A 24,852-nucleotide genomic window follows, 5' to 3' on the forward strand; every position below is an offset into this window, starting at 1 on the left:
AGCAAAAATCTGTAACCAAAGCCTGATCGCTGTCGTCATAGCTAAGAATGACCATCAACAAAGACCAAATACTCATCAATCAAATAGTGAAAGGCGACACGAGCGCGTTCACGGTGTTGGTTGATAATTACAAGGATTTGGTATTTACCTTGGCCTTGCGAATGCTCAAGAATAGGGAAGAAGCTGAAGAAGTGGCGCAGGATACATTTATAAAAGCTTACAAATCTCTAGCCAATTTTAAGGGCGATTCGAAGTTCTCTACTTGGATTTATCGTGTGGCTTACAACACCTGTCTGGACCGCATCAAAAAGAATAAAAAGCATTTAAATGATGTGCCCATTGATGAGTTTACCGAGCACGAACTCAAAACCATAGACAACGCCTTGCAGCAATTAATGACTGCGGAAAAGAATGAAACCATAAAAAAATGCATAGCCCAATTACCAAGTGACGATGCTTTTTTATTGACCTTATATTATTTTGATGATTTATCTTTGGAAGAAATTTCTAAAGTGGTCGATTTGACGCCGAATAATATCAAGGTCAAATTATTTAGATTCCGAAAGAAATTGGCCAGCATTTTAAAAGTACAATTAGAACCGGAAATTATAGCGACTTATGAAAGAGAACGTAGATAAACAACTAGATGATTTGAACCGAAAGGTCATGGGGACATCTTCCGTGGAGCAAACTTCAACTGATTTTACCAAAAACCTGATGTCGCAAATTCATTCCTTAAATAGATCGAGTTTATTTCGTTATAAGCCTTTGATCGCTACACCGGTTTGGGTGGGCTTGGCAGTCTTGGTCGTTGCAGTCTTTGGATATGTGTTTATCGCTACTTCAGAAACGGCTTCAGAAACCAAAAAGAATCTTGCGCTCAACGCTTTTTTAGAACATAATTTGGCGAATCCTTTTTCTGGGCTTGAAATGTCTCAGGCAGGGGTTTATGCAGTAGTATTGTTCTGTTTGATGCTGTGTATCCAAATCCCCATACTCAAACACTATCTTGATAAGCGAAATTAAGAAAATAGAATTTTTGCGGGACTACTTACGAAGCTCCCTAAAAAAGGCGCGTAACGGAGATAGTGAACGTTTCATGAATACAGCAAACCCTCAATCCGTTGAAAGCATAATGAACTTTTGGTAGAAGTAGCTTAATTGGAATTTGCCCGTGTCTTCCGCAGTGTTGGAATTTGGAATTTATTTTTTTCGGAATTTATATTTTCTTAGGTTCCCCTCAAGCTGTTCAAATCCCCTGTCGCTCCAAAACCAATTTAGAAGATTTCTTTTCTGAAACTTGCATTTTTTGCTCCTTCTTGATTTTTTCACGCATTTGTTTAATGGTCAAGGTGCTGCCATCATGGCTCCAGCCTGGAGCGCCAAAAGCATACATGAATTTATGCCTCCAATTTTTCGACTTTTTCATATCGTTCCAAATGTCCTTGTACTCGTGCGTTAAAATTACCAAGGGATTGTAGCTATTTGGTGGCTTTGTAACGCCGTATTCAATCTCGATATTTTCATCAAGCGCTTTCCAAGTCCCAAAAACCTTATCGAACACATTTAGAAATCCGCCATGGTTTTTATCCATATATTCGAGGTTTTTTGCATGATGTACTTGGTGCATGGTATGGGTGTTGAAGATTTTTTCTACAAAACCCATCTTCGGAACATAGACTGAATGTAGCTGAAATTGCCATAAAGCCTCAATCCCTAGACACACCACTACCATTTCCGGCGGAAAACCAATAATTGGCAACCACATGTAAAATAAAGGTTTGTAGAGAATTGTGAACCATCCGTTTCTTACCGCAGTTCCCAAATTGAAATTATCTGAAGAATGGTGAACAATATGAGCGGCCCATAAAAAACGAACCATGTGGTTTTGTCTATGGAACCAATAATAGGTAAAATCGTCTAAAAACTGACAAATCAACCAAACGTACCAAGCGTAACCAAAAGATTCATAACCCATGATGTTGGTGCGAATGCCATTGATTTCTGGATTGAATATTTCATACAGAAAATTGAATATTACAATCGCAGAAATGGTCTTAATTAATGGAGCGATAATACCAGAGCCAATACCCATCGTGAGTGACGAGGCAAAATCCTTCCACTTATAAAGGTCTTTGTTATTTTTATGGTCGTGCGTTTTACTGTAGGTAAGCTCCAATAAAATAAGGCCTAAAAAGCAAGGCACACCATAAATTAGGGGGTTTGTAAAATCCATATATTCAATTTCAGCAATGCGTATTCGCGATTTTTAAAGAAAAAAGCAAGATAACAGTTTTGGTAATGAAAAAATAATATGTAAGCTGTTTTGTGAAAAAAATAGTGCTTTTTTGGAAGGATTTAGTATTAAAGTTGGAAGGTTATAGTGTTAGGCAGTAATTTTCTGTTCTTAGATAATAATTTCAAAATTTTGAAACCTTCTCAATATTCTATCGTTTTTAATAATGGACAGCCTAAACAGATCAAATGCCATAAGATTTATCGCAACTTATTGAATTCAGAAAGAACTGTTAGTCGCTTTGATAGTGTGCATTTGGTTTCGCAGTATAGTGTGAACCAGAACCAGAACCTCACTTCAAAATTCAGTATTCGCTATTAAAAAGTTGAGTTCAATTTTTTTTATGATTCCCACTACCTACTACCTACTACCTATTTCAATACCAACGTTTTTTCTTCTTCTTCGACCCATCGCCTTTACGCCCTTTTTTGTATTTGCTGCCTTTCTTTTTATGCACGATAGGCTGTTCCTTGGGATTGAGTGGGTAGGGATGATTTTCTTCCACCGGAATCTGTACGTTAATTAAGTGCTGGATATTTTGAACGTAAGCCTTTTCATCTGCCGAGCACATGGAATACGATTTGCCAAAATGTTCTGCACGGCCGGTTCTCCCGATGCGGTGTACGTAAGTTTCTGGTTTGCTGGGCAAATCAAAGTTAAGCACGGCGTCCAATTCATCAATATCAATGCCTCGAGCCGCCACATCGGTTGCGATGAGAATATTGACCTCGCCATGTTTGAATTTGTTTAAGGCACTTTGGCGTTCGTTTTGGCTACGGTCGCCATGCAAACGTTCTACTTTATAACCATTAGTGGTAAGTGTTTGTTCCAGTTTATCTACCCCAAACTTGGTACGTCTAAAAATGAGCGTGCTTCCTTTTATGGTGTTGCGCATTAAATGAAGGCAGAGTTCAATCTTATTCTTTTTTGGAACGTAATACAACACCTGGCTCACATTTTTTGCTGCGGAAGAGGTTGGTGTCACTTCGATGCGCTCAGGTGAATTTAAAATTGTTTTGGCCAAATCTTCGACCTTGAAAGGCATGGTTGCGGAAAATAAAAGCGTCTGCTTATCTTCCGGACATAAACGTTCTATTTTTCTAACATCGTCAATAAAACCCATGTCCAGCATTAAATCGGCTTCATCTAAAACCAAAATCTCTACATGATCCAAATTGATTTGATCTTGCTTGTGCAAATCCAGCAAACGTCCTGGAGTGGCCACAACAATATCAACACCCTTGGTAAGCATATCGATTTGAGGCTCTATGCCTGTGCCACCAAAGATCACGGTGGACTTTAAATTGGTATGGCTTCCGTAGGTTTTAAAATTCTTACCGATTTGTTGTGCCAGTTCCCGAGTGGGACTGATGACCAAAGCCTTTACAGTCTTCCCTTTTTTAGGCGCGTCTTGTCGGTCATATAGCAGTTGAAGAATTGGCAATGCAAAAGCTGCCGTTTTTCCAGTGCCTGTTTGGGCTGAGGCAATCACATCTTTTTTCTCCAAAACCAATGGGATGGTTTGTTCTTGGATTAAAGTGGGATTGTCGTAACCAGCTTCCGCAACAGCGCGCAAGAGTGGTTTGATGATTTTTAGATCTTTAAAAGACATGCAATTTGTGTTTTGGACAAAGTTAATGGATTAATATTGATTTCGTTCTATAAAGACTTAAGAGTGTGGCAATGGCTCAGGACAGCGACAATAGGCGCCTAGACTTGTTCATGAAAAAACGGGTAGGAATATTATATTGATAGCTTATAATTGATCTTTCAGCTTTCTGAACTTCAAGATTCCATATAGGCACCAACTGTTTTAGGAATTAGATTATTTTTTATTATGTAAAAAAACTAGATCTTGGTGGAATTAGAATCGGTAAAAACGTCATCGTTCGTTAAATGTTCCTTTGGATAGAAATTTTCAGATAAGATCGAAGGCTGCTAAATTTTACGAGTAGATGAAATAAAGGACTACAGCAATAGTAAATGCAACCACCACCATCATTAGCGCTTTTGATTGGTCTTGATTTGAAGCAATCACATGGGCGCCTTTTCTTTTTGATTCCCGAGTCTTTTGATTTTGGCCATGACCTAAGTCCTTTTGCTCATTGATGCCAGTCGCTAAGGCGATGTCTTCTTCATAACTGTCATAATAATCAGGGTTTTGCGCTAAATTCTCCACAATGTCCTTACAACTTTTTAAGCCCACTCGGGCGGTTGCTTTGATGTATTTAATGGCTTCGGGCTTTCGGCCTTGCTTGATGAGCTGCAACAATTTCTGTTTTTCTAAACTGGAACCGTTAATAAGTAATATAGAATTTTCCATGGCATTTGAATATAATTATTGACTTCGACTTTTTGGATTACCGGGCTGATGGGATAGCTTCGGACGTCTTAAGTTTCCATTTTCTTTGGTCGCTCCTTAATGGGTAGCTCGGTCGCGTTTGTGATGCCTTCAGAAGTTATTGTTCAGAATAAAAACCTTCTTGGTAATAAGCAATATCCATATAATATTACTCAAATTTCATTACATATAGAAATTTCGCATCAAGTTTTGCTCAACCGCCCTTATAAATCAGTGCTTATAATAAAAAAAAGCTAGAGGGTATGGTGTAGGTCATTAAGAGCATGCCAAAACCGAAAACGGTAAACTAAAAAGCGTCAATAAAAAGGTATGGGCTTGAAAACAGCCAGTATGCATGCGCAACACCGCTATTACTTATAGCGAAAGTTCCACTACCAATAATCCCCAAATGGGTATTAAGTGCCGCTTTGAAACATGTAATTTTTACCTGAACATGTTGCGAGTTGCAATTGGTTAGTTTTGGATGTCTTCAGAAAATAATTGTAAGTATTTAAGCGGAAACCACTTCGCCGTACAAATCAAAATCCTCTGCTTCGGTGACCTTGATTCTGGCAAATTCGCCCGTTTTCAAATAGTTTTTTGAAGCGTCAATCAAGACTTCATTATCCACATCGGGCGAGTCAAACTCGGTTCTGCCCACAAAGTAATTGCCTTCTTTTCTATCGATAACCACTTTAAACTCCTGTCCGATTTTTTGCTGGTTCAGCTCCCAGGAAATTTGGGATTGAATTTCCATAATCTGGTTGGCGCGGTCAATTTTCACATTTTCCGGCACATCATCCTCCAAGTTATATGCGTGGGTATTCTCTTCGTGAGAGTAAGTGAAACAGCCCAAGCGCTCAAAGCGCATGTCTTTGACCCATTGTTTTAGGGTTTGGAAATCGGCTTCGGTTTCACCAGGGTAACCAACAATCAATGTGGTTCTAATAGTCATTTCTGGGACTTTAGCTCGAAAATCCTTCAGTAATTTTGTGGTTTTCTCATGCGTGGTGCCACGTCGCATACTTTTCAAAATCGCGTCGGAAATATGCTGTAACGGGATATCCAAATAGTTGCAAACCTTTGGCTCACGTTTCATCACGTCCAAAACATCCATTGGGAAACCGGTTGGGAAGGCGTAATGCAAACGAATCCACTCAATGCCTTCCACTTTCACGAGATGTTCAAGCAATTCTGCAAGATTCCGTTTTTTGTAAAGGTCGAGGCCGTAGTAAGTCAAATCTTGCGCAATCAAAATCAGTTCCTTAACGCCATTGGCAGCCAGTTTTTCGGCTTCAATAACCAAATTTTCTATAGGCGTAGAGCGGTGTTTGCCGCGCATTAAGGGGATGGCACAAAAACTGCATGGTCGGTCACAACCTTCGGCAATTTTCATGTAGGCGTAATTTTTTGGAGTGGTGGTCAAACGTTCGCCAATAAGCTCATGTTTGTAATCTGCGCCCAGGGCTTTTAGGAGTTGTGGTAATTCCGTAGTGCCAAAATATTGATCCACATTAGGGATTTCCTTTTGCAAATCGGGCTTATAACGTTCACTTAAACATCCGGTCACAAAAACCTTATCAACTTCGCCTGCTTCTTTTTTCTGCATGTATTCCAAGATGGTATTCACACTTTCTTCCTTGGCGTTATTGATAAATCCACAGGTATTGATGACCACAACATTGCCGTCTTGCTCATGCACAACGTCCTTGCCGCTGGCTTTGAGTTGACCCATCAATACTTCGCTATCGTACACATTCTTGCTGCAGCCAAGCGTGATGACATTGATTCTGTTCTTTTTAAGTGATTTTGTTCTCATGCACATTTTCCGCACAAGCGGAAATTTAATTAATTATTTGCCCTACTAATTTGGGCATGCAAAGATACATAATGATTTAGGATTTATTAGTGAAACCCAAAACTTATAAGCGAAGCGCATTAAGTTTTGATGGTTGAACTTATCCCGCTTTTTAGCGGGATCTTTGATTCAGCTTGCCGGGAACTCAACGCTAGCCTTTTTATAAATGAAATCTTCCTTTGAATACATCGTAGGCATGAACAAAAGGTAATTATAGCCGGGCTGCAATTAAACCTTTGCGTAATTTGGTTGTCCAAATTAAAACCTGCCAATATGAAAATCAATTTCTTTTATCTTGCCATAAGCTTAGTCCTTTTACATTTTAGTTGTTCTTCGGAAGACGACACGGTTCCAACCGATATACCTTCTGAAGCAAGCATTTATTTTCCACCGCTCAATGCAGCCGAAACTTGGGAAACCAAAAGCTTGGCGGAATTACAATGGAACCCATCCCAATTAGCGCCTCTTCAAGATTTTTTAGCGGAACGGAACAGCAAAAGCTTCATCATTTTGCACAACGGAAAAATTGTGGTGGAGCATTATATGAACGGCCATACCGCAGTAACGCCATGGTATTGGGCAAGCGCAGGAAAAACGCTGACATCAACTCTAACGGGAATTGCGCAAGATGAAGGACTTCTGGACATCAATACTAAAGTATCTGATTATTTAGGCACCGGTTGGACCAGCAGTGCAACGGAAAAGGAACATTTAATCACTTCTAAAAACCTGCTCAACATGACTTCTGGGCTCAATGATGAATTGGGCGATGGTGTTTCCGCAGAAAATTTGCAATATGTGGCAGATGCTGGCACGCGTTGGGCGTATCATAATGCTTATGTGAAATTACAGGATGTTGTGGCACAGGCGAGCGGTCAATCTTGGGATGCCTATTTCAATACCAAATTACGGGATAGAATTGGGATGAATGGCACTTGGTTCACTTTTGGCAATTCTAATGTGTATGCAAGCACTACGAGAAGCATGGCGCGATTTGGCCTGCTCGTTTCGGCAAAAGGCCGTTGGGAAGAAACGGAAATCGTTTCAGGGGATTTTTTGAACGCAGCCACAAATAGCTCCCAAAACATCAACCAAGCTTATGGTTATTTATGGTGGCTAAACGGCAAATCGACTTATCATTTACCGCAGACCCAATTGGAATTTCAAGGCGAGCTCATCCCAAATGCACCAGAGGACATGTATTGCGCATTGGGCAAAAACGACCAGAAACTCTACATCGTGCCGAGCCAGAAATTGGTAATTGTTAGAATGGGAGATGCTGGCGATACTGAAAATTTCGGACTATCAGATTTTGATGACCAGCTATGGCTAAGAATTAATGCTTTGGTAAATTAATTATCAATATTGTACCGACAAATACTTAAAGTCCCGATAGCTATCGGGACTGCAAGACATAAGAGCTGCCTGTCCGGCAGGCATAAGACATGATTCGTAAACATTTGAGAATTAAGCGCATCTGATTTTCATTTTTAATTTCAAAACTTAAAATGTCTTTTAGAGCTTAAGCAAGCTGTTATATTTTAAAATATTCCTAAAAGCTTGCTGCTGTTAACAAAATCATTGTTTATAAAAGTTTAATCGGACAACAATGATTAATTATAGGCTTTTGGTGCTTTACGCATTTTAGAAGCTTGTTCATAAACGTAGCCCCATCCTAAAAGTTTTTTTTCAGATTTAGGTTTCGATATGAAAGTCAGCCCCTCAGGAGCGGCATCTAAAGCATAACCCATCGGGACGGTTAAGGCAGGATATTCTGCCACAGCTGCTTCCGCAGCATGATAATTGTTCATGGATAACACAGCATCAAGATTTTGTTCTTGCATTGGGATATCAAAAAAGCGGCGACCATTCGTTTTAAGCGTTTGTTTTATGGCTTCGTGCTCTTCTTTTGAAGCAGAGTCTGCAGCCACAGCTTTGAATAAGTTTTGGCCATAAGGCATGGTATTCAAACTGTCTATTTCATTGAATGCCATAAGGTCTTCAACCGTTTTGAAGTTGAGCTGCTGGTTTCCATATTCCGAAAAATAGGTCGGTAAATCTTTTTTCATATCCAGATTTAAGAGTCTTAAGAAAGCGGGAAATTCAACAGGTACTTCAGAAATCTCTATAATTTCAGCGCCTTGGGATTTTAATACGGCTATGGCGTTTACATAAAGTGAATCTTCCATCAAGTTTTTAAATGCACCGAAACGTTTTGATTTCACAGATGCATCGGAAAGGTTTTGGAAGTAAGACCTGCTTTCGGCATTTGAAGAATAGGCTTTAAAATCGGCGGCGTCGTAACCGCTCATGGCATCCAAGAGGATGGCGTTGTCGATGACATTTTTTGAAATGGGACCAGGCGTGTCGAGGGTGGAGGAAATAGGTACAATCCCAGACCTGCTCAACAAACCGATGCTTGGTTTTAGGCCTACCACCGAATTCTGGCTCGCTGGTGATAAAATCGAACCGGCAGTTTCGGTACCAACTGCGGCCACGCAAAAGTTCGCAGCTACCGCAACGCCACTTCCAGAACTAGAACCGCCAGTGTCAAGGGTTTTTCGGCCATAAGGATTTAGGGTTTGCCCACCAATGGCGCTAAACCCACTTGGGCAATTACCACAAAAATAATACGCCCATTCACTTAAATTGGTCTTACCGAGAATGAGTGCCCCGTTTTCAATGAGCCGCTGCGTTATAAAAGCATCGGTCTCGGTGTTGTTTTCTTGCAGGGCGACTGATCCTGCGGTGGTTGGCAAATTTCTGGTGTTGATGTTATCTTTCAGTAAGATGGGCATCCCAAAAATAGGATGTCTTTCTGCAGTACCCATCAGTTCCTTATCTCTTTGCCTTGCTTCGTTAATCACATCTGGATTGATAGCAATAACCGCATTCAAGGACAGGTCATTTTCACGATCAAAGGTCTTGATGCGATATAAGTAGAATTTGGTAAGCAGTTCATAGCTCAATTTTTTGGTGGCGATGTGTTGTTGAATGGTCGGAATATCTTGCTCTAAGATGAGTGGTTTAAGCGCATTATAGGTGTCTTCGGTAAAATCTCGAAAGTCCTCATCAAATGCCGCCCAAATCTCAGAGGATTGAAGGTATTTAGAATCCAACACCTTAAACTCTCGAAAAGGCTTGTTGGAGATGGCGCTCAAATTGGCGTCCTTTTTTGACTCGGAGTTTTGGTTTTTTTCTTCTTCGGAAGACTTGCAGCCAAGAAAGATTAAAAATAAAGAAAGTAGGAAAAGAGATCTCATGTCACAAATTTTTATGAAAAATACATAAAACTAAGCTGAAGACGAGCTATTGATGGCACTTATTTCTACTGAGAAAAGAAAACCGTATTTAGAGAACAGAGAACAGAGAACAGAGACCAGAGACCAGAGAACAGGGAACAGAGAACAGTGAGAGTTTATCCGGAATTTTGTGTTTTTGAAAAATAATTTCCCGCTTTATTTAAATCTGGATCTTTACCACAAAACTTCAGATATGAACAAAAGTAAAAATTTGAGTGGACAACCTATTATCAAACAGGTTTTCAACTTCCTCGACGCCACATGAAATCCAATCGTAACTTCAAGCGATTTACCCACAAAGGAATAGAGAAAGCAGAATTAGAGTTCGGTTTGCACGTATTGGCACTTAATCTAAGGAAGAAGAGTGCCTGAGAAGGACAATTTTGTGCCAAAATATAAATCATGACTTAATCTGTTGTCAAAAATAAAAATAAAAAAAGCCGTCCCATTTAGATTAATGAGACGGCTTCTTAAATCAATTTTAGTTTTGAACTATTGCGTTTTAATCAACGTTAGCACCTACGTTACCTTGCGCTACAATAGTGCCTAATGCTTCCGCACTTAAATGCACATTGATATAACCATCGATAGCTAAAAGTCCAGAATAGTTAATGGCTGCACCATCATCACCATCAAATTTGGCGACGTTGGTTTTACTAATACCTGTTCCGCCCATTACATTTGTTAATGAAATTAAGATGTCTCCAGGAGCTTCTGCAACAGAGCCTGCATGAATATGCGCTGGGTGCATACCCCCATCAGGTGTACCGCTAATACTTATTGTGACTAAGGTTTCATCATTAACTCGTTCTTCAAATTTAGCCGTACCACTAATGGTAGGAACGGCCACAGAATTTAATACGTAAGTCTTGCTTTCACCGGTTAGCTCATTTTGACCAATATCACCTTGGGCTACGAGAGTGCCAAGGTCTTCTGCACTAAAATGTACATTGATATAGCCATTGATATCGAGTAACTCAGTATAAGTAATTTCAGTACCATCATTAAGTGCTTCAACCTGTATGGCACTCATACCAGTAGAGCCATCAACAGAGGCTAAATCAACAATTATTGCCCCGCCTTCGGCAGCAGTGTTTGCGTGAATATGTGCTGGATGCATTCCACCATCTGGTGTACCATTCAAATTTAGTTCTACTAATGAAGTACCATCTTTTCTTTCAGAAAATAATGCTGATCCATTGATGCTTGGAACTGCTACAGATCCTAAAACGTATGATTTTGTATTTCCTGTCAATTCGTTGGCGCCTATGTCTCCTTGTGCCACAACTGTACCTAATTCTGCCGCACTTAAATGTACATTGATATAACCGTCAAAATCCAATAAGTCGTCATAGGTGATTTCTGTATCGTCATTTAGTGCAGCTACATTGGTCATACTAATACCTGTATTACCGTCTACGGGGGTTAAACCTACAGCAATAGCTCCAGTTTCTACCGCGCTATTTTCATGGATGTGTGCAGGGTGCATTTCTCCAGGCAATGTGTTTTCAACATCAAGTGTAATTAAAGAGGTGTTATTTGCTCTTTTTGCAAATGTGGCAACGCCCATAATGCCCTCAACGTCTTTCGTCTTCAAGTCATACGCTTTGGTATCTACAATTTCATTTTGACCTATATCGCCTTGAGCAACTATGGTTCCTAACTCGTCTGCACTTAAATGTACGTTGATGTAACCATCAAATTCAAGTAATTCTGCGTAAGTTATTGCAGTACCATCCTCAAGAGATGCAACATTTATTTGACTCATGCCAGATGTTCCATTCACAGTAGCCAAATTAATAACAATACCGCCAGTTTCTAATGCAGTATTGGCGTGAATATGAGCTGGATGCATACCCCCATCTGGAGTGCCATCTAAAGCAAGACTAATCAAAGTTTCTCCGCTCACGCGTTCTTCAAAAGTTGCAGTACCGCTAATGCCATCAACATCTTTAGTGTTTAGAGCATATTCTTTAGATTCACCAGTCAAAACGTTTTGACCAATATCACCTTGAGCCAGCAAAGTACCTAAGTTGTCGGCACTTTCGTGGACATTAATATAACCGTCAAAATCAGTCAATTGCTCAAAAGAAATTGCAGTTCCACCGTTAGTCGCTGTTATGTTGGTAACACTGCGACGTGTAGGGCCGTCAACAGGATTTAAATCAATAACGATATCTCCTCCTTCAATTGCGGAATTCATATGTATGTGCGCTGGATGGGATCCAGTAGTCTCACTAGAAAGTAAAATTCTGACCTCTGTAGAGCCATCTGTTTTTGGAATAAATTGAGCGCTACCGCTTACATCTGGATTGGAAACCGATTTTAAAGTATAAGTTACAGGTTCCCCTGCAACACCGCCTGAGCCAACATCAATATTGTCGTCATTTTCGCAGCCCGCTATTAATAAGCAGGATAACATTAAAAGATACACTTTTTTCATAAAAATTTGTTTAAATGTTAGTAAATTTGAATATTCGAAAGTACTCATTTTAATTCACTATTGAAAAATAATGGAAAGTTAATGCAAGTTTTTTTTAAGTGAGTTCACTTAAAAAACGAATCCACAAATTCAATCTTATTGAATACCTGTAGATCCTCAAGGCCTTCGCCAACGCCAATATATTTCACGGGAATCTTAAACTGATCGGAAATACCGATGACCACGCCACCTTTGGCGGTACCGTCTAATTTTGTGACTGCTAATGAAGTGACTTCGGTCGCTGCTGTAAATTGTTTGGCCTGTTCAAATGCGTTTTGACCTGTGGAGCCATCCAAAACCAAAAGTACGTCGTGAGGTGCATCGTCAATCACTTTTTGCATGACCCGTTTGACTTTGCTCAGCTCGTTCATCAAATTTATTTTATTGTGCAAACGGCCAGCAGTGTCAATAATAATAACATCGGCATCTTGATCAACACCAGCTTTAACCGAATCAAAAGCGACACTGGCAGGGTCACTGCCCATATTCTGACGAATCATTGGCACGTCTACACGATCTGCCCAAACCTGCAATTGCTCAATGGCAGCAGCTCTAAAGGTATCGGCTGCACCAAGAACCACTTTTAAACCTTGTTTCTTGAATTGATAGGCAAGTTTGCCAATGGTTGTGGTTTTACCCACGCCATTGACGCCAACCACCATAAGCACGTATGGCTTTTTATCTTTGGGGATCACGAACTCAGTATCTTCTCCAGAATTGGTCTCAGACAATAAGCCAGCAATTTCCTCACGGAGTATTTGGTTTAATTCTGAAGTGCCCAAGTATTTATCTTGAGCCACTCGAGCTTCAATACGGTCGATGATTTTTAAAGTTGTATTAACGCCAACATCGCTGCTCACAAGAATTTCTTCCAAATTATCGAGCACATCCTCATCAACTTTCGATTTTCCTGCAACTGCTTTATTTAATTTACCGAAAAATGAGGTTTTGGATTTTTCCAGACCTTTGTCTAAGGTTTCTTTTTTTTCCGAAGAAAATATTTTTTTGAAAAAACTCATGTTGTTGTGAAGTTGTTAAGTCGGTTGTTGTTGAGTTGTTTGTTAAACGATATGCAGTTGTGTTTTTCTAAGATCAAAACCTAAGCCCAAAAAGCCGTTACTGCTATTATGGCAAAAAGCCACTCAAATATAGACATAAAAAAACTGCTTTCAAATTTGAAAGCAGTTCCTAATCAAACAATGATTGTTTAATTTATTTCTTGTTGATAAACTCTTCGACAAACTCTGGTGCCATCACTGACTCCACAAACATGTAAGCGCCTGTTTTTGGTGACTTCACCATTTTGATCGCTTTAGTAAGTCTCTTAGATCCTGTTTGTAATGATGCTACTGATTTCTTTGCCATGATAAATTTATTTATCATTTCCACGAGAGTGGAAACCTAATTATTCTATTTATTTAATTTCTTTGTGAACGGTCATACGCTTAAGGATAGGATTGAATTTTTTAATCTCCATTCTACCTGGCGTATTCTTCTTGTTCTTGGTTGTAATGTAACGGGATGTTCCTGGTTGTCTAGACTCTTTATGTTCTGTACACTCCAATATCACTTGAATTCTATTTCCTTTTTTTGCCATTGTAAACTATTTTATTATGCCGTTTCTTTTAACTGAAAACCGCGTCCTTATAGGCTGTTATTTTATAAATCCTTTGGATTTTGCTTCTTTTAGGGCTGCCGAAATACCAATTTTATTGATGGTTTTCAATGCAGAAGTAGCAACCTTCAAGGTTATCCACTTATCTTCTTCAGGAATGTAAAAGCGCTTCTTGATTAAGTTAGCGTCAAATTTACGCTTTGTTTTATTCATTGCGTGCGAGACATTGTTCCCAACCATCGCTTTTTTTCCTGTAAGTTCACAAACTCTTGACATTTCTCTCTAACTTTAATTTTATGTTATTTTAAACAGGCTGCAAATTTAGTAAAACTTTACAATATCAGCAAACTAAAAGATTTACTTTTTCAAAATTTCTTTTAATAAGAGCTCAAAAGCTTTATTGGCAGCTTTGTTAATGACTTTTTCACGTGAATTCCCAAAACTGAATTTTGCTGAAAACACCCCGTCTTTATTGGCAATGGCTATATAGACATCGCCCAAACCCTCTTGGGTATGGTCTTTGGTTGGCCCCGCATTGCCCGTTGTTGAAATCGCAAAATCTGTTTTGAAAAGCTTTAAGGCATTCAAAGCCATAGCTTCTGCCACTTCTATGCTTACCACACTATGCGCATCGATTAATGCTTCAGGTATGTTGAGCAATTGCATCTTTGTTTCTTTACTATAAGTCACTACACTGCCCTTGAAATACTTTGAGGCTCCTGCATTGGCTGTGAAACGAGAGGCGATGAGACCACCTGTGCAGCTTTCCGCAGTAGCAACTGTTCTGCCTTGTTCGGTTAAATGTTTTCCAACAATATCTTCTATAGAACCATCTTCTTCAAAGCCTGTAAAGATATCCTTGATTTGAGGTAGCAGCAAATCGGTTTGAATCTGCATCTCTTTTTCTATCAATTCTCGGTTTATTCCCTTAGCCGATAGTCTTAAGCGCACTCGCCCTAAACTGGGTAGGTAAGCTAACTTTATGAAGGTTGGTAGTTCGTTCTCAAAGGTTTCTATGTGTTCTGCCAAAGCACTTTCCCCTAAACCATAGGTCAAAAATGTCTTGTGTTGAATGTAAGGAAACTGATAGCGGTTTCTCAATTTCGGGATGACCTCATCGTCAATTAAGGCCTTCATTTCATAAGGCACGCCGGGTAGCGCAATTACGATCTTATCGTTTTTTTCCATCCACATGCCAGGGGCACTGCCTAGCTTATTCATCAAAACGCTGCATTTCGACGGTACTAAGGCCTGATCAATATTGACCTGCATCAGTGGTCTTTTGATATAGTGTTCCCAAAGATGCTCGATATTTTTACGTACGGCAACAGCTTCCACCAAGTGATCATCAAAATAATGGGCTAATGTCTTTTTGGTTATGTCGTCTTTGGTTGGGCCTAAGCCACCAGTAAGGATGATGATATCGGCATTCGCTTCAGCTTCGGCCAAAGCTTTCAAAATGTGGTTTTTATCGTCTTGTACCGAGGTAATTTGGTAGACTGAAACCCCAATTTTATTGAGTTGCTTAGCTATGAAAGCTGAATTTGAATCTACAATTTGGCCAATTAAAATTTCATCGCCTATGGTAATTATCTCTGCTAACATATCAAAGTTTGAAATCTGCTTTCATTTCCATGGAGGCGTTTTGGATCGCGTTGAGCACCATTTGTAGTTCGTTGGTACAATCTTCTTTTGATTTTTCCAGTTTGCCCCAATCCTGCACCACAATCAATTCTTCGAGTACGCCAAGTTCGAACAGATCGATCGTGGGCTTCATTTTATGAGCCGCTTGATACGTTTCTTTATAGTCTTTGTTCCCGACTGCTGTGTTGAGTCTTTGGGCGTCTTCTGGCAATTCTTCCAAAAAAGCCTCTACGAGGGATTTTACAAAATCCTCATCATCGTCTGCCAATTCACGAACTCTGTATAATTTATAAGTCTGTTCCATTTATTTAACTGTTATTGAAAACATTGCTTTGTCTTCTAAAAATCCGGTTAGTTTGTCGTCTGTGTTTACCCTTCCCACGCCAGATGGCGTGCCCGTAAAGATAATATCTCCAATCTTCAAAGTAAAGTATTTTGAAATATATTCTATGATCTCGTCAATTTTCCAAAGCATGTGGCTGGTATTGCCTTTTTGAACAAGAATATCATTCTTTTTTAAGCTGAAATTAATATGGTTGACGTCAGTAATCCCAGACTTCGGAAGCCAATCACCTATTACTGCAGCACCATCAAACCCTTTTGCCTTTTCCCAAGGTAGTCCTTTTTCTTTTAATTGGGACTGCAAATCCCTTGCGGTAAAATCGATTCCCAAACCAATCTCGTCATAATATTTATGCGCAAATCTTTTATCGATGTGCTTGCCTACTTTATTGATTTTCACCAAAACCTCCACCTCATGATGCACATCGTCTGAAAAGTCGGGAATAAAAAACGGTTGCTTTTTCAGTAAAATGGCGGTGTCGGGCTTTAAAAACACCACGGGGTCTGAGGGCCTTTCGTTTTTGAGCTCTTCAATGTGCTCTGCATAATTTCGACCAATACAAATGAGTTTCATTTTATTGTTGTGTTGTTAAGTTGTTTGTTATTGAATCGTTTGTTGTTAAGTCGTTTAGCTCTAACTGTCAAAAAATAGGATATCTTTTCAGTTTTAAACTGAAACCAATCCAGTCAATTCCTATTCTTAATTCATCTTCATCTTCATCTTCGTCTTCGTCTTCAATTTTAAGCTATTTTCAAATTCAAATTCAAATTCAAATTCAACTTCATCTTTAAATTCATCTTCAGCTAAGCTTATTATTGAACGCCCTCAATTTAATGGCGGTCAACACCTTTTTGGTATATCGCGGAAAATCGGCATTTAGCAGCCAGCCAAAATACCCTGGTTCTTTGTCGAGAACATCTGTCACGAGCTTGCCTTTATGCTTTCCGAAGGCGAAACATTCCTCGTCTTTTTTGTTATAGATAATAAAACCTGCAAAATCAGCGAATTTTTTACGTGAGCTGAAATCTGCCAAAAAATTGGCATCGTTTTCCAATTCGTCATAACGATCCAATTGGGATTTCAAGACTTCATAGGTCGCAACCGTATCGGCTTCAGCGCTATGGGCATTGTCTAAGTTTTTGTCACAATAAAATTTATAGGCAGCACTTAGGGTACGTTGTTCCATTTTATGGAAGATGGTTTGCACATCAATCGAAACCTTGTTTTTCATGTCAAAATCCACATCTGCACGCAATAATTCCTCTGCCAGTAACGGAATGTCAAAACGATTGGAATTATAACCTCCCAAATCTGAATCCTTGATCATGGTATGAACCTCCTTTGAAATCTCTAAAAAAGTGGGCATATCTGCTACATCGGCATCAGATATTCCGTGAACCAAAGTGACTTCTGCAGGGATGGGCATTTCTGGGTTGACGCGTTGGGTATAACGTTCCTCCTTTCCGTTGGGGTGCACTTTTAAGATGGCGATTTCAACAATGCGGTCTTTGGAGATATTGATTCCCGTAGTTTCCAAATCGAAGAAACAAATGGGTTTGGTTAAATTGAGTTGCATGCTTTTAGAGTTTTTGGATTGCTTTCAAACAATAGTTTACAAAAATAGAAAATGCAAGCGGTTTCTGTCGTGCTTTCCGAAAATTAACGTGGTTTTAGGATAAGGCGATGGATATAAAGTTCGGCCTTAAGCCAAAATCGAAACATAATTCTTATTTTAATCAAATCTTGAAACCAATACCTCACACTTATGAAGTTAAAAATCATTTTAATAGTGCTGTCCTTAGTCTTTGCAGCTTGTAAAGACGCTAATAGTGAACGGAAGCCGGTTGGCAACGAGCAGCCTTCCGAAGTAAAATCAACCAGGCCTTCCCTAAATTATCCTGAAAACCTATCTAAGGTTTTTGAGGCTCACGGTGGTATTGGTACTTGGAACGCCATGAATACACTCAAATTCACAATGGATAAAGAGGGGGGCGATGAAATTACAACGACCGATTTAAAAAACCGAAAGTCGCTCATTCAAATGCCAAAGCACCACATTGGCTTTGATGGCGAAAATGTTTGGCTTCAAAAGGCAGATACCACTTCCTATAAGGGCAACCCGAAATTTTATTACAACCTCATGTTTTATTTTTATGCCATGCCTTTCGTTTTGGGCGACGACGGAATTATTTACGAAAACATCGCACCCTTGCAATTTGAAGGTAAAAGCTATCCTGGCATCAAAATTTCTTATAAGGCAGGAGTCGGCGAATCACCGGAAGACAACTATGTGATGTATTATGACTCGGAAACTTATCAAATGGCTTGGCTGGGTTACACAGTGACGTTTTTCACGAATGAAAAAGAGGAGGCCTACCACTTTATAAAATACAGGGATTGGCAAACCCTAAACGGCTTGACCCTGCCAAAAACGCTCACATGGTACAATTATGAAAATAATCTACCCACCACCAAACAGCGGGATTTGGAGTTTAGTGACGTCCTGATTTCCGAAGAAAAAATGGATGATTCTATGTTTAATTTGCCAGAAGGTGCTGAAGTTGTGCAATGATGCTTACTTTTTTGCACTATATTTCTTTGAATAACGCTTCCATAATTCAGTCTGGTGGGTTTCCAAACTAAGGTCACGACCATCAATAAAAGCTCTGCTAAGGATGTTGGTTCGCATATCCAACGCATCGCCTTCACTTATAAATAAGGTAGCGCTCTTGCCAACTTCCAAGCTGCCATAGTCTTTGTCAATCCCTAATATTTTTGCTGGATTTAGCGTTATGAGCTGCAAAGCTTGTGCTTTTGTCAAACCATAAGCCACGGTTGTGCCTGCGTAAAAAGGAAGATTTCTTGTGTTCATGCGTTCCATTTGTCCGTCGGCCTGCAACGCAACCATCACACCTTTATCGGTTAAAAGTTTAGCGAGCTTAAATGGCAAGTCATAATCATCATCGGCAGCGTTTGGTCTTGAGTGCACGCGATTGAGCAGAACGGGAATATTGTTTTTAGCAAGTAAATCGGCCACTTTATAAGCTTCGTAGCCGCCAACAATTACCATAGCTTTGACATTTTCTGAATTTGCAAAATGAATGGCATCGGTAATGCCTTTTTCGTCATTGACTTCAATGTAGAGTGTTTTTGAACCGTCAAATAGACCTGCCACAGCAGCATAAGGTAGATTGATGGTTTTAGTATCGCCATTCTCATAAGCTTTGGAAGCGTTGAAGTAGCTTTGAATTTCAGTGACCTGTTTGTCATAATCCTCGTTGACTTTCATGGCTGGATCTTCTCCCAACCACCAACGGCCTCTAGAAAAAGAGTTTGGCCAACTCATGTGAATGCCATCATCAACCTTAATCGCCGCATCTTCCCAGTTCCAAGCGTCAAATTGCACTACGGAAGAGGTTCCAGATATGCGTCCGCCTCTTGGTGTGATTTGGCCAATGAGCACGCCATTTGGGCGCATGGATTCTACGATTTTCGATTCGGCGTTATAAGCGATCAGGCTTCTAATGTGCGGATTCCAAGAGCCCAATTCAGAATCATCGTCTGTGGCTCTAACGGCATCGATCTCTACAAGACCGAGCGTGGAGTTAGGGGCTATAAAACCGGGATACACGTGCTTTCCGCTGGCATCGATTACTTCCATGCCGCTCAAGTCTATCTTAGTCATCGCGCTATCGGCAACGGTGGTCAATTTACCGTCCTTAAAAACCAGGATGCTATTCTCTATGATAGTACCGTCACCAATATGTGCAGTCGCGCCAGTGATAGCAATGGGTTGGCTCTGTTTTGCAGCCGGTGTTTGTTGTGCACTTCCCAATTGGAAATTAAAAATGAGTGCTAAGAGCGTGAGTTTATAAAATGTCTTCATAGTTATTTATTTTTTTCTCCACAAATCTATCTGCCGATAGGCAGTTACACGAATAGTTTAAATTGGAAATTCGTGAATTCGTGGCCTTTTTATATTTTTTAATTCAGCTTTGCTGTATAATTTTTCAAGTTCAAGTTCAAGTTCAAGTTCAAGTTCAAGTTCAAGTTCAGCTTCAATTTCAGTTTCACTGCTGGTCAATATAGTCACAGTGCATCTGCACTTTTTCGTCTTTTTTGATGGGTTGTGTCTTAAGACCTTTGTTTTTTGCGATGAGCATTTGATTGATCAAATCGCTTTTCTCTGCTTTTAATTTGGTGCGCATTTGTTGGTCGCGTTGCAAATCAAAATAAGTAACCCCTTCAATTATGGTTTTTTCGGCCTTAGCGTAAATGGACATTGGGTGGTCGCTCCAGAGTACCACATCGGCATCCTTGCCAACCTTCAAACTGCCCACGCGATCGTCAATGTGCAACAATTTTGCAGGATTTAAAGTCACAAACTTCCACGCTTCCAATTCTGAAATACCGCCATATTTAACCGATTTTGCAGCTTCCTGATTCAATCGACGGGCCATCTCACCATCATCACTGTTTATGGCAACCGTTACTCCAGCATTATGCATAATCGCAGCATTGTAGGGAATGGCATCGTTGACTTCATATTTGTAGGCCCACCAATCACTAAATGTAGAACCGCCAACACCATGAGCAGCCATCTTATCGGCGACTTTATAGCCTTCCAAAATATGGGTAAAGGTATTGATGTTGAAATCGAATTGATCTGCCACCTTCATGAGCATATTGATTTCACTCTGTACATAAGAGTGACAGGTAATAAATCGGTTGCTGTTCAAGATTTCAGCGAGCACATCCATTTCGATGTCTTTGCGATAGGGTTTTCCGCTTTTTTTTAGAGCAGCATATTCTTGGGCTCTGGTAAAATAATCGATGTACAATTGTTCAACCCCCATGCGTGACTGCGGGAATCGATTTCTCGCCTCATCGCCCCAATTGGACTGCTTCACATTTTCACCTAAGGCAAATTTTATAAATTGCGGACTCTCCTTATAAATCAAGTTTTCAGGCGATTCGCCCCATTTCAGCTTAATAATTGCCGAGCGACCACCAATTGGGTTGGCCGAGCCATGCAGAACTTGAATGCTAGTGACGCCACCAGCGAGATTGCGGTAAATGTCAATATCTTCTGCATCGAGCACGTCTTCAATGGTTACTTCCGCAGTAGAATTTTGTCCCGCTTCATTGACAGAGGAAGTTGCAATGTGCGAATGCTCATCGATTATCCCCGCAGTTAAATGTTTTCCTGTGGCATCGATGGTTTTGGCGCTGGCATCAGAAAGATTTTTACCTATTTTGGCAATTTTTCCATTCTTGATGAGCACATCGGTATTTTCTAAAGTACCATCGGTTTCATTGGTCCAAACGGTGGCGTTTTTGAAAAGCAAGGTTTCTTGTTTGGGCAGCTCGTCAAAACCAAAAGCGACGTTGGGATAGGTCAATGGCGCGGTGGTTTTTGGACCATCTGATTTATCCTTTTCTTCGGAATCCTCTTCAGCATCCTCATCAGTTTTCTCTGGGTTTTCTGCGGAAGCAGTTTCCGAAGCCTCTACTTTTTTTGCATAGAAGGTCATTTCATTGCCATCTGGGAAAATCGCCTTTCCATTCAAGTCGTCACTTTTGGTGAGGTTCGCGGTCAATCTAATGAATTGCTGTTTTGTGGAGTCTTGGGTGGTCATCGTGAGATAAAGCCAATCATCACTGTAATTGATTTTTGAACCGCGTTTTTTGCCTTCACTGGTAATTTCTACTTTAAGCTTACTGGGCTCGCCTTTCAAACTCATCTTATAGGCCTCGCCAGCCAAGCTAAACTCATAGTCGCCTTTGATGTCCTTGACCATCATATCGTCAAGAACCGTACGTTCGCCTTGCACCCAATTTTCAAATAGGGTGCTCTTTTCATCAAATATATCGCCCGAAGTGATTAGGAAATTGGCATAAGCACCGTTTTGTAAGGAACCTATTTCAGCAGATTTGCCTAACACATTAGCAGGAATAGTGGTAAGTGCAGCTAGAGCAGTTTCTTTTGGGAGTCCGTAAGCTATGGCCTTTCGTACATTTTCCAAGAACGTTTTTGGAGATTTCAATGCGTTGGTTGTGAAAGCGAAAGAAATGCCGTTCTCAGCTAAAACCTTAGCATTTGCGGGCTCTTGGCTCCAAGCACGCATATCGCTCAAAGAAAGGGATGCGCTCAAAAACGAATTTTCAACATCATAAGCGTCCCTAAAATTCACGGGGAGAATCAGCGTTGCGTTCATCGCCTTGACATCGGCTATGCGCTCGTACTCGTCGCCACCACCAAGAATCACGTATTGAATTTGGAAAAGATCTCCTACCTTATCGGCTCTCAAAGCATTGGCGCGACTGCCAGCATCGAAGATTTGGACAAGATTCTTCTGTTTGTTCAAGGCTTCAAGGGATAAATCCTTGGTCTCAATATTGCCCTTGGCGTACCAATCGGCATCATAATACATTTGGCGCAACAAAGCCATCGCTCCCATAGTGGAAGTTGGATACGCCTGTTTGGAAGCTTCACTTTTTTCGAAGGACAAGTACTGAGCGGAGTTATCGTCTAAGATTCTGGAGCCATTGCCTACTTCGTTATTAAGCGCCACCAGTGCGCCAGTCCCTCTAACGATGCCGTCTTCAACGTGAGTGTTGACAACACCAAAGCCGGCCGCCATTAATTCCTTAGCCGCTTTGTCGTCATACTTAAAGCTTGAAATTGCTTTTTGCTCGGGCATGATATGGTCGTTCCAATAATAGCCGGTTCGCGTTGGGTCGTATTGCGGATTTCGACCGCCGCCCCCTTGTTGTTTCGGTTTTTCAATGCCAAAACTGGAATACATATCTATAAAGGACGGATATATGGTCTTACCTTCTAAATCTATGACATTCGTGTTTTTTGGAATCGCTACCGATTTCCCGGAACTTACCACCTTGCCATCTTTAATCAAAAGGGTGGCATTTTCAAGAATTTGAGTGGGCGTCACATAGATTTTAGCGTTGGTAAGCGCGGTAAAATTGGTGTTTTTGGTTTTTACACCATCGTTTTTTGGAAAGTATTCCTGGGCATGTATTGCAAAACTGCATAAACAGAGCACCAGGGCTAATTTAATTTTGGACATAGATGTGTTGGTTTGTATTAGTTTCTAAAGATATAAATTTAACGCTAATATCTAACTCGGAAGTTTAAGGTTTCAAGTTCAAGATTAAAAATGGAGCATTTCGAGTTCTGGGTTCCGCGTTCCGAGTTAGAAATTTAAACGCTTAGCCTTAAGCCATAAATCTTGAACTTAAGTTTTAATCCAAAGGATGCGCTTCATAATAATTGACCAATAAAGCCACGACATAGCTGTAACTTTTCATGCCTGCTGTTTGGTTATTGGCTTTAAGGAAATTGTTGTAAGTGGATTTAAACAAAGGCTCAGTTGGGTTTTTGTAGCGATCCCAAAAACCTTGCACTTCTTGATAATTTTTAAGGATGCCTGGATTTATCGTAGCCAAAACTTCATAATAGGTCTCTGGCTGGCGTTTATAGAGTTCGCCCAAACAATGCCGAAGCGCAAACGCATGCCCAGAATATTTAAAATAGACATCGGGATGCTTCATGGTTGCCATGCTGCCAATAAAATTCGCTTCGTTTTCCGCAGCATAACCCAATTGGTGGGCTACCTCATGGCTGCCTGTGGTTGGGTATTTGTAGGTTGGGATGAGTCCGTCAATTTGTGCTTCATTGGTAAACGGGTTCAAATAGCCCGAAAAGCCCATGTAGGTCAATGGTAAACTATAAATAGAACGCTTAATGCTACTCGGGCTATAGGCCAAATAGGGGAATTCCTTTGCCAAATGCTCGTAACCCTCGGGCACTTTTTTGAGCAGTTCAGACTTGGAGTAGGGCATTGTCACTTTTAAACTGTCGTCCTTAGTGATTTTGAAGTGAATCGCATTGGTCTTCGCGATGAGTTGCTTAGTAAAATCCATCAGTTGGGCAGTGGTATAGTCTGATTCGATGTTTAGGGACTGGTGCAAAGGCAAACGGTAATAATTGAAAGCCCATAACAAGTGAAACGCGAAATACGCAATTGACACTGCACTCAAGACCTCTAATATCCAATTTGTAAAATCCCTTAAAATCCGTTTTCCATTCAAGATCAACCAACGTATGGCATAAATAATCACAAACGTGTAGAGCAAATCCCCAAAAGAAAATGGCAGCCATCCCAGCAAATACCTTAGCGTTTTCGAAATGTACCTGTAAACGCCATGGCTGTAGAATGCTTCTACAAAATCTGGGTACAAGGCTAAAACTTTAATCAATAGCACTTGCGGAATGATAGACAACGCAAGGATGATTTTTCTCTTTTTGGGCATGCTTCAAATTTAATCAAAAGATTTTCAAAATGGCTTTAGAAATGCGGTAGCTATTAAAATGAATCTCATTATTTGAACCCTATATTTTTGCCCGTTTATAAAGTGGGTATCCTGCTGTTCGTTCTATCTTTTTGGCAACAGGTTGCGCTGCGCTTCACCTGTCGCCAAAAAGGATGCCACTGCCATCAGGAGTAGGAGTAAGGTCATTTTGCGTAGCTGGGGTTTTTAGCTGCGTAGGTTAAAAAAAAATCAATCAAAGTACTGTAATTTTTGAAAGCCAGAGTTTGCCAATCCATTTGCTTCATAATTAGAACGCCTTTAGCGTATATTTTCCAGATAAAGTATTTGTGTTGATCTGCTTGTGGAATGCGGGTTCTTATTCATGATGCTTCAGTAGTGGCGAAAATTTTACAATAGCCTAACTAAAATGCATCTAAGAGTAGCGTTATGACTCAATTTGAAATAGGATGAAAGAAGTTTCCGCTAAAGAAAACATGGCTCTAGTTTAAAACAGGTAGTATAGCTGAGCATTGCAATTTTCGGCATCATGTCGCACTTTAGTCTCGATTTCTACCTGGAGGGGCAAGAACATGATGCCGAAAATACAATTAATTTTACCCTGACCCTGAAGGCCCTA

Annotated in this window: 22 protein-coding genes; 4 read left to right on the forward strand and 18 right to left on the reverse strand. The window is 40.3% G+C overall.

The window, feature by feature from the left end; all coding sequences use genetic code 11:
• The first annotated feature begins 47 nt into the window (after positions 1–47).
• A complete protein-coding gene (locus ESY88_RS02195) occupies positions 48–638 on the forward strand; it encodes an RNA polymerase sigma factor (RefSeq protein WP_147085263.1) in 591 nt (196 codons plus the stop codon).
• Positions 619–1,026: a hypothetical protein gene (locus ESY88_RS02200; RefSeq protein WP_147085264.1), complete on the forward strand. Its 408-nt coding sequence runs from the start codon at positions 619–621 to the stop codon at positions 1,024–1,026. The genes ESY88_RS02195 and ESY88_RS02200 overlap by 20 nt, the downstream gene beginning before the upstream one ends.
• A 223-nt stretch (positions 1,027–1,249) precedes the next feature.
• Here the strand turns inward: ESY88_RS02200 and ESY88_RS02205 are convergent, their stop codons facing one another.
• The 4 genes from ESY88_RS02205 to rimO all read right to left on the reverse strand — a co-directional run bounded on the left by ESY88_RS02205 (position 1,250) and on the right by rimO (position 6,456).
• Positions 1,250–2,236, reverse strand: a complete 987-nt coding sequence (locus tag ESY88_RS02205; protein WP_147085265.1) for a sterol desaturase family protein — start codon at positions 2,234–2,236, stop codon at positions 1,250–1,252.
• Between the two features lie 436 nt (positions 2,237–2,672).
• Positions 2,673–3,908 (reverse strand): DEAD/DEAH box helicase, encoded by a 1,236-nt coding sequence (locus tag ESY88_RS02210; RefSeq protein WP_147085266.1) that lies wholly within the window; start codon positions 3,906–3,908, stop codon positions 2,673–2,675.
• Between the two features lie 333 nt (positions 3,909–4,241).
• The gene (locus ESY88_RS02215; RefSeq protein WP_147085267.1) at positions 4,242–4,619 is read right to left on the reverse strand and encodes a hypothetical protein; all 378 of its coding nucleotides are present in this window, start codon (positions 4,617–4,619) and stop codon (positions 4,242–4,244) included.
• 529 nt (positions 4,620–5,148) lie between these two features.
• The gene (gene rimO, locus ESY88_RS02220) at positions 5,149–6,456 is read right to left on the reverse strand and encodes a 30S ribosomal protein S12 methylthiotransferase RimO (protein ID WP_147085268.1); all 1,308 of its coding nucleotides are present in this window, start codon (positions 6,454–6,456) and stop codon (positions 5,149–5,151) included.
• 312 nt (positions 6,457–6,768) lie between these two features.
• Between rimO and ESY88_RS02225 the strand changes: the two genes are divergently transcribed.
• Entirely contained in the window at positions 6,769–7,851 is a 1,083-nt protein-coding gene (locus ESY88_RS02225) for a serine hydrolase domain-containing protein (RefSeq protein WP_147085269.1), read from the forward strand.
• Between the two features lie 257 nt (positions 7,852–8,108).
• On the opposite strand, the gene ESY88_RS02230 is transcribed toward ESY88_RS02225, so the two are convergent.
• The 10 genes from ESY88_RS02230 to ESY88_RS02275 form a co-directional block, all read right to left on the reverse strand.
• Positions 8,109–9,758 carry an amidase family protein gene (locus tag ESY88_RS02230; protein ID WP_147085270.1) on the reverse strand — a complete coding sequence of 550 codons (1,650 nt, stop codon included), beginning with the start codon at positions 9,756–9,758 and terminating at the stop codon, positions 8,109–8,111.
• A 541-nt stretch (positions 9,759–10,299) separates the two neighbouring features.
• Positions 10,300–12,219, reverse strand: a complete 1,920-nt coding sequence (locus ESY88_RS02235; protein WP_189702490.1) for a CHRD domain-containing protein — start codon at positions 12,217–12,219, stop codon at positions 10,300–10,302.
• A 125-nt stretch (positions 12,220–12,344) separates the two neighbouring features.
• On the reverse strand, positions 12,345–13,298 hold the full coding sequence (ftsY, locus tag ESY88_RS02240; RefSeq protein ID WP_147085271.1) for a signal recognition particle-docking protein FtsY: 954 nt from the start codon (positions 13,296–13,298) through the stop codon (positions 12,345–12,347).
• A gap of 193 nt (positions 13,299–13,491) precedes the next feature.
• Positions 13,492–13,644, reverse strand: a complete 153-nt coding sequence (locus tag ESY88_RS02245) for a DUF4295 domain-containing protein (RefSeq protein ID WP_147085272.1) — start codon at positions 13,642–13,644, stop codon at positions 13,492–13,494.
• Positions 13,645–13,693: 49 nt separating this feature from the next.
• The gene (gene rpmG / locus ESY88_RS02250) at positions 13,694–13,876 is read right to left on the reverse strand and encodes a 50S ribosomal protein L33 (RefSeq protein ID WP_147085273.1); all 183 of its coding nucleotides are present in this window, start codon (positions 13,874–13,876) and stop codon (positions 13,694–13,696) included.
• Between the two features lie 57 nt (positions 13,877–13,933).
• Positions 13,934–14,170: a 50S ribosomal protein L28 gene (gene rpmB, locus ESY88_RS02255; protein ID WP_147085274.1), complete on the reverse strand. Its 237-nt coding sequence runs from the start codon at positions 14,168–14,170 to the stop codon at positions 13,934–13,936.
• Positions 14,171–14,251: 81 nt separating this feature from the next.
• Entirely contained in the window at positions 14,252–15,499 is a 1,248-nt protein-coding gene (locus tag ESY88_RS02260) for a competence/damage-inducible protein A (RefSeq protein ID WP_147085275.1), read from the reverse strand.
• A gap of 1 nt (position 15,500) precedes the next feature.
• Positions 15,501–15,842, reverse strand: a complete 342-nt coding sequence (locus tag ESY88_RS02265) for an Hpt domain-containing protein (protein ID WP_147085276.1) — start codon at positions 15,840–15,842, stop codon at positions 15,501–15,503.
• Positions 15,843–16,454, reverse strand: a complete 612-nt coding sequence (locus tag ESY88_RS02270; RefSeq protein WP_147085277.1) for a fumarylacetoacetate hydrolase family protein — start codon at positions 16,452–16,454, stop codon at positions 15,843–15,845. It abuts the gene before it with no gap.
• 226 nt (positions 16,455–16,680) lie between these two features.
• Positions 16,681–17,457, reverse strand: a complete 777-nt coding sequence (locus ESY88_RS02275) for a 3'-5' exonuclease (protein WP_147085278.1) — start codon at positions 17,455–17,457, stop codon at positions 16,681–16,683.
• 189 nt (positions 17,458–17,646) lie between these two features.
• Between ESY88_RS02275 and ESY88_RS02280 the strand changes: the two genes are divergently transcribed.
• Positions 17,647–18,453 carry a DUF6503 family protein gene (locus ESY88_RS02280; protein ID WP_147085279.1) on the forward strand — a complete coding sequence of 269 codons (807 nt, stop codon included), beginning with the start codon at positions 17,647–17,649 and terminating at the stop codon, positions 18,451–18,453.
• 3 nt (positions 18,454–18,456) lie between these two features.
• Here ESY88_RS02280 and ESY88_RS02285 read toward each other — a convergent pair whose 3' ends face one another.
• The 4 genes from ESY88_RS02285 to ESY88_RS02295 form a co-directional block, all read right to left on the reverse strand.
• Entirely contained in the window at positions 18,457–19,767 is a 1,311-nt protein-coding gene (locus ESY88_RS02285; protein ID WP_147085280.1) for an amidohydrolase family protein, read from the reverse strand.
• A 57-nt stretch (positions 19,768–19,824) separates the two neighbouring features.
• On the reverse strand, positions 19,825–19,974 hold the full coding sequence (locus ESY88_RS20830; RefSeq protein WP_189702491.1) for a hypothetical protein: 150 nt from the start codon (positions 19,972–19,974) through the stop codon (positions 19,825–19,827).
• Positions 19,952–22,969, reverse strand: coding sequence for an amidohydrolase family protein (locus ESY88_RS02290; RefSeq protein WP_147085281.1), 3,018 nt, complete (start codon positions 22,967–22,969; stop codon positions 19,952–19,954). The genes ESY88_RS20830 and ESY88_RS02290 overlap by 23 nt, the downstream gene beginning before the upstream one ends.
• A gap of 175 nt (positions 22,970–23,144) precedes the next feature.
• Positions 23,145–24,215, reverse strand: a complete 1,071-nt coding sequence (locus ESY88_RS02295; protein WP_147085282.1) for a DUF3810 domain-containing protein — start codon at positions 24,213–24,215, stop codon at positions 23,145–23,147.
• Positions 24,216–24,852 lie beyond the last annotated feature (637 nt).

Origin of the sequence: Subsaximicrobium wynnwilliamsii, from assembly GCF_007997225.1 — a bacterium.
GTDB classification, from domain to species: Bacteria; Bacteroidota; Bacteroidia; order Flavobacteriales; family Flavobacteriaceae; genus Psychroserpens; species Psychroserpens wynnwilliamsii.

Bases quoted from the DNA above. Each gene is read 5' to 3' on its own strand.
- rpmB (WP_147085274.1), bottom strand. From the start codon at position 14,170: ATGTCAAGAGTTTGTGAACTTACAGGAAAAAAAGCGATGGTTGGGAAC.
- ESY88_RS02195 (WP_147085263.1), top strand. From the start codon at position 48: ATGACCATCAACAAAGACCAAATACTCATCAATCAAATAGTGAAAGGC.
- ESY88_RS02290 (WP_147085281.1), bottom strand. From the start codon at position 22,969: ATGTCCAAAATTAAATTAGCCCTGGTGCTCTGTTTATGCAGTTTTGCA.
- ESY88_RS02260 (WP_147085275.1), bottom strand. From the start codon at position 15,499: ATGTTAGCAGAGATAATTACCATAGGCGATGAAATTTTAATTGGCCAA.
- ESY88_RS02230 (WP_147085270.1), bottom strand. From the start codon at position 9,758: ATGAGATCTCTTTTCCTACTTTCTTTATTTTTAATCTTTCTTGGCTGC.
- ESY88_RS02275 (WP_147085278.1), bottom strand. From the start codon at position 17,457: ATGCAACTCAATTTAACCAAACCCATTTGTTTCTTCGATTTGGAAACT.
- ESY88_RS02215 (WP_147085267.1), bottom strand. From the start codon at position 4,619: ATGGAAAATTCTATATTACTTATTAACGGTTCCAGTTTAGAAAAACAG.
- ESY88_RS02285 (WP_147085280.1), bottom strand. From the start codon at position 19,767: ATGAAGACATTTTATAAACTCACGCTCTTAGCACTCATTTTTAATTTC.
- ESY88_RS02225 (WP_147085269.1), top strand. From the start codon at position 6,769: ATGAAAATCAATTTCTTTTATCTTGCCATAAGCTTAGTCCTTTTACAT.
- ESY88_RS02265 (WP_147085276.1), bottom strand. From the start codon at position 15,842: ATGGAACAGACTTATAAATTATACAGAGTTCGTGAATTGGCAGACGAT.
- ESY88_RS02295 (WP_147085282.1), bottom strand. From the start codon at position 24,215: ATGCCCAAAAAGAGAAAAATCATCCTTGCGTTGTCTATCATTCCGCAA.
- ESY88_RS02235 (WP_189702490.1), bottom strand. From the start codon at position 12,219: ATGTTATCCTGCTTATTAATAGCGGGCTGCGAAAATGACGACAATATT.
- rimO (WP_147085268.1), bottom strand. From the start codon at position 6,456: ATGAGAACAAAATCACTTAAAAAGAACAGAATCAATGTCATCACGCTT.
- rpmG (WP_147085273.1), bottom strand. From the start codon at position 13,876: ATGGCAAAAAAAGGAAATAGAATTCAAGTGATATTGGAGTGTACAGAA.
- ESY88_RS02270 (WP_147085277.1), bottom strand. From the start codon at position 16,454: ATGAAACTCATTTGTATTGGTCGAAATTATGCAGAGCACATTGAAGAG.
- ftsY (WP_147085271.1), bottom strand. From the start codon at position 13,298: ATGAGTTTTTTCAAAAAAATATTTTCTTCGGAAAAAAAAGAAACCTTA.
- ESY88_RS02205 (WP_147085265.1), bottom strand. From the start codon at position 2,236: ATGGATTTTACAAACCCCCTAATTTATGGTGTGCCTTGCTTTTTAGGC.
- ESY88_RS02200 (WP_147085264.1), top strand. From the start codon at position 619: ATGAAAGAGAACGTAGATAAACAACTAGATGATTTGAACCGAAAGGTC.
- ESY88_RS02210 (WP_147085266.1), bottom strand. From the start codon at position 3,908: ATGTCTTTTAAAGATCTAAAAATCATCAAACCACTCTTGCGCGCTGTT.
- ESY88_RS02245 (WP_147085272.1), bottom strand. From the start codon at position 13,644: ATGGCAAAGAAATCAGTAGCATCATTACAAACAGGATCTAAGAGACTT.
- ESY88_RS02280 (WP_147085279.1), top strand. From the start codon at position 17,647: ATGAAGTTAAAAATCATTTTAATAGTGCTGTCCTTAGTCTTTGCAGCT.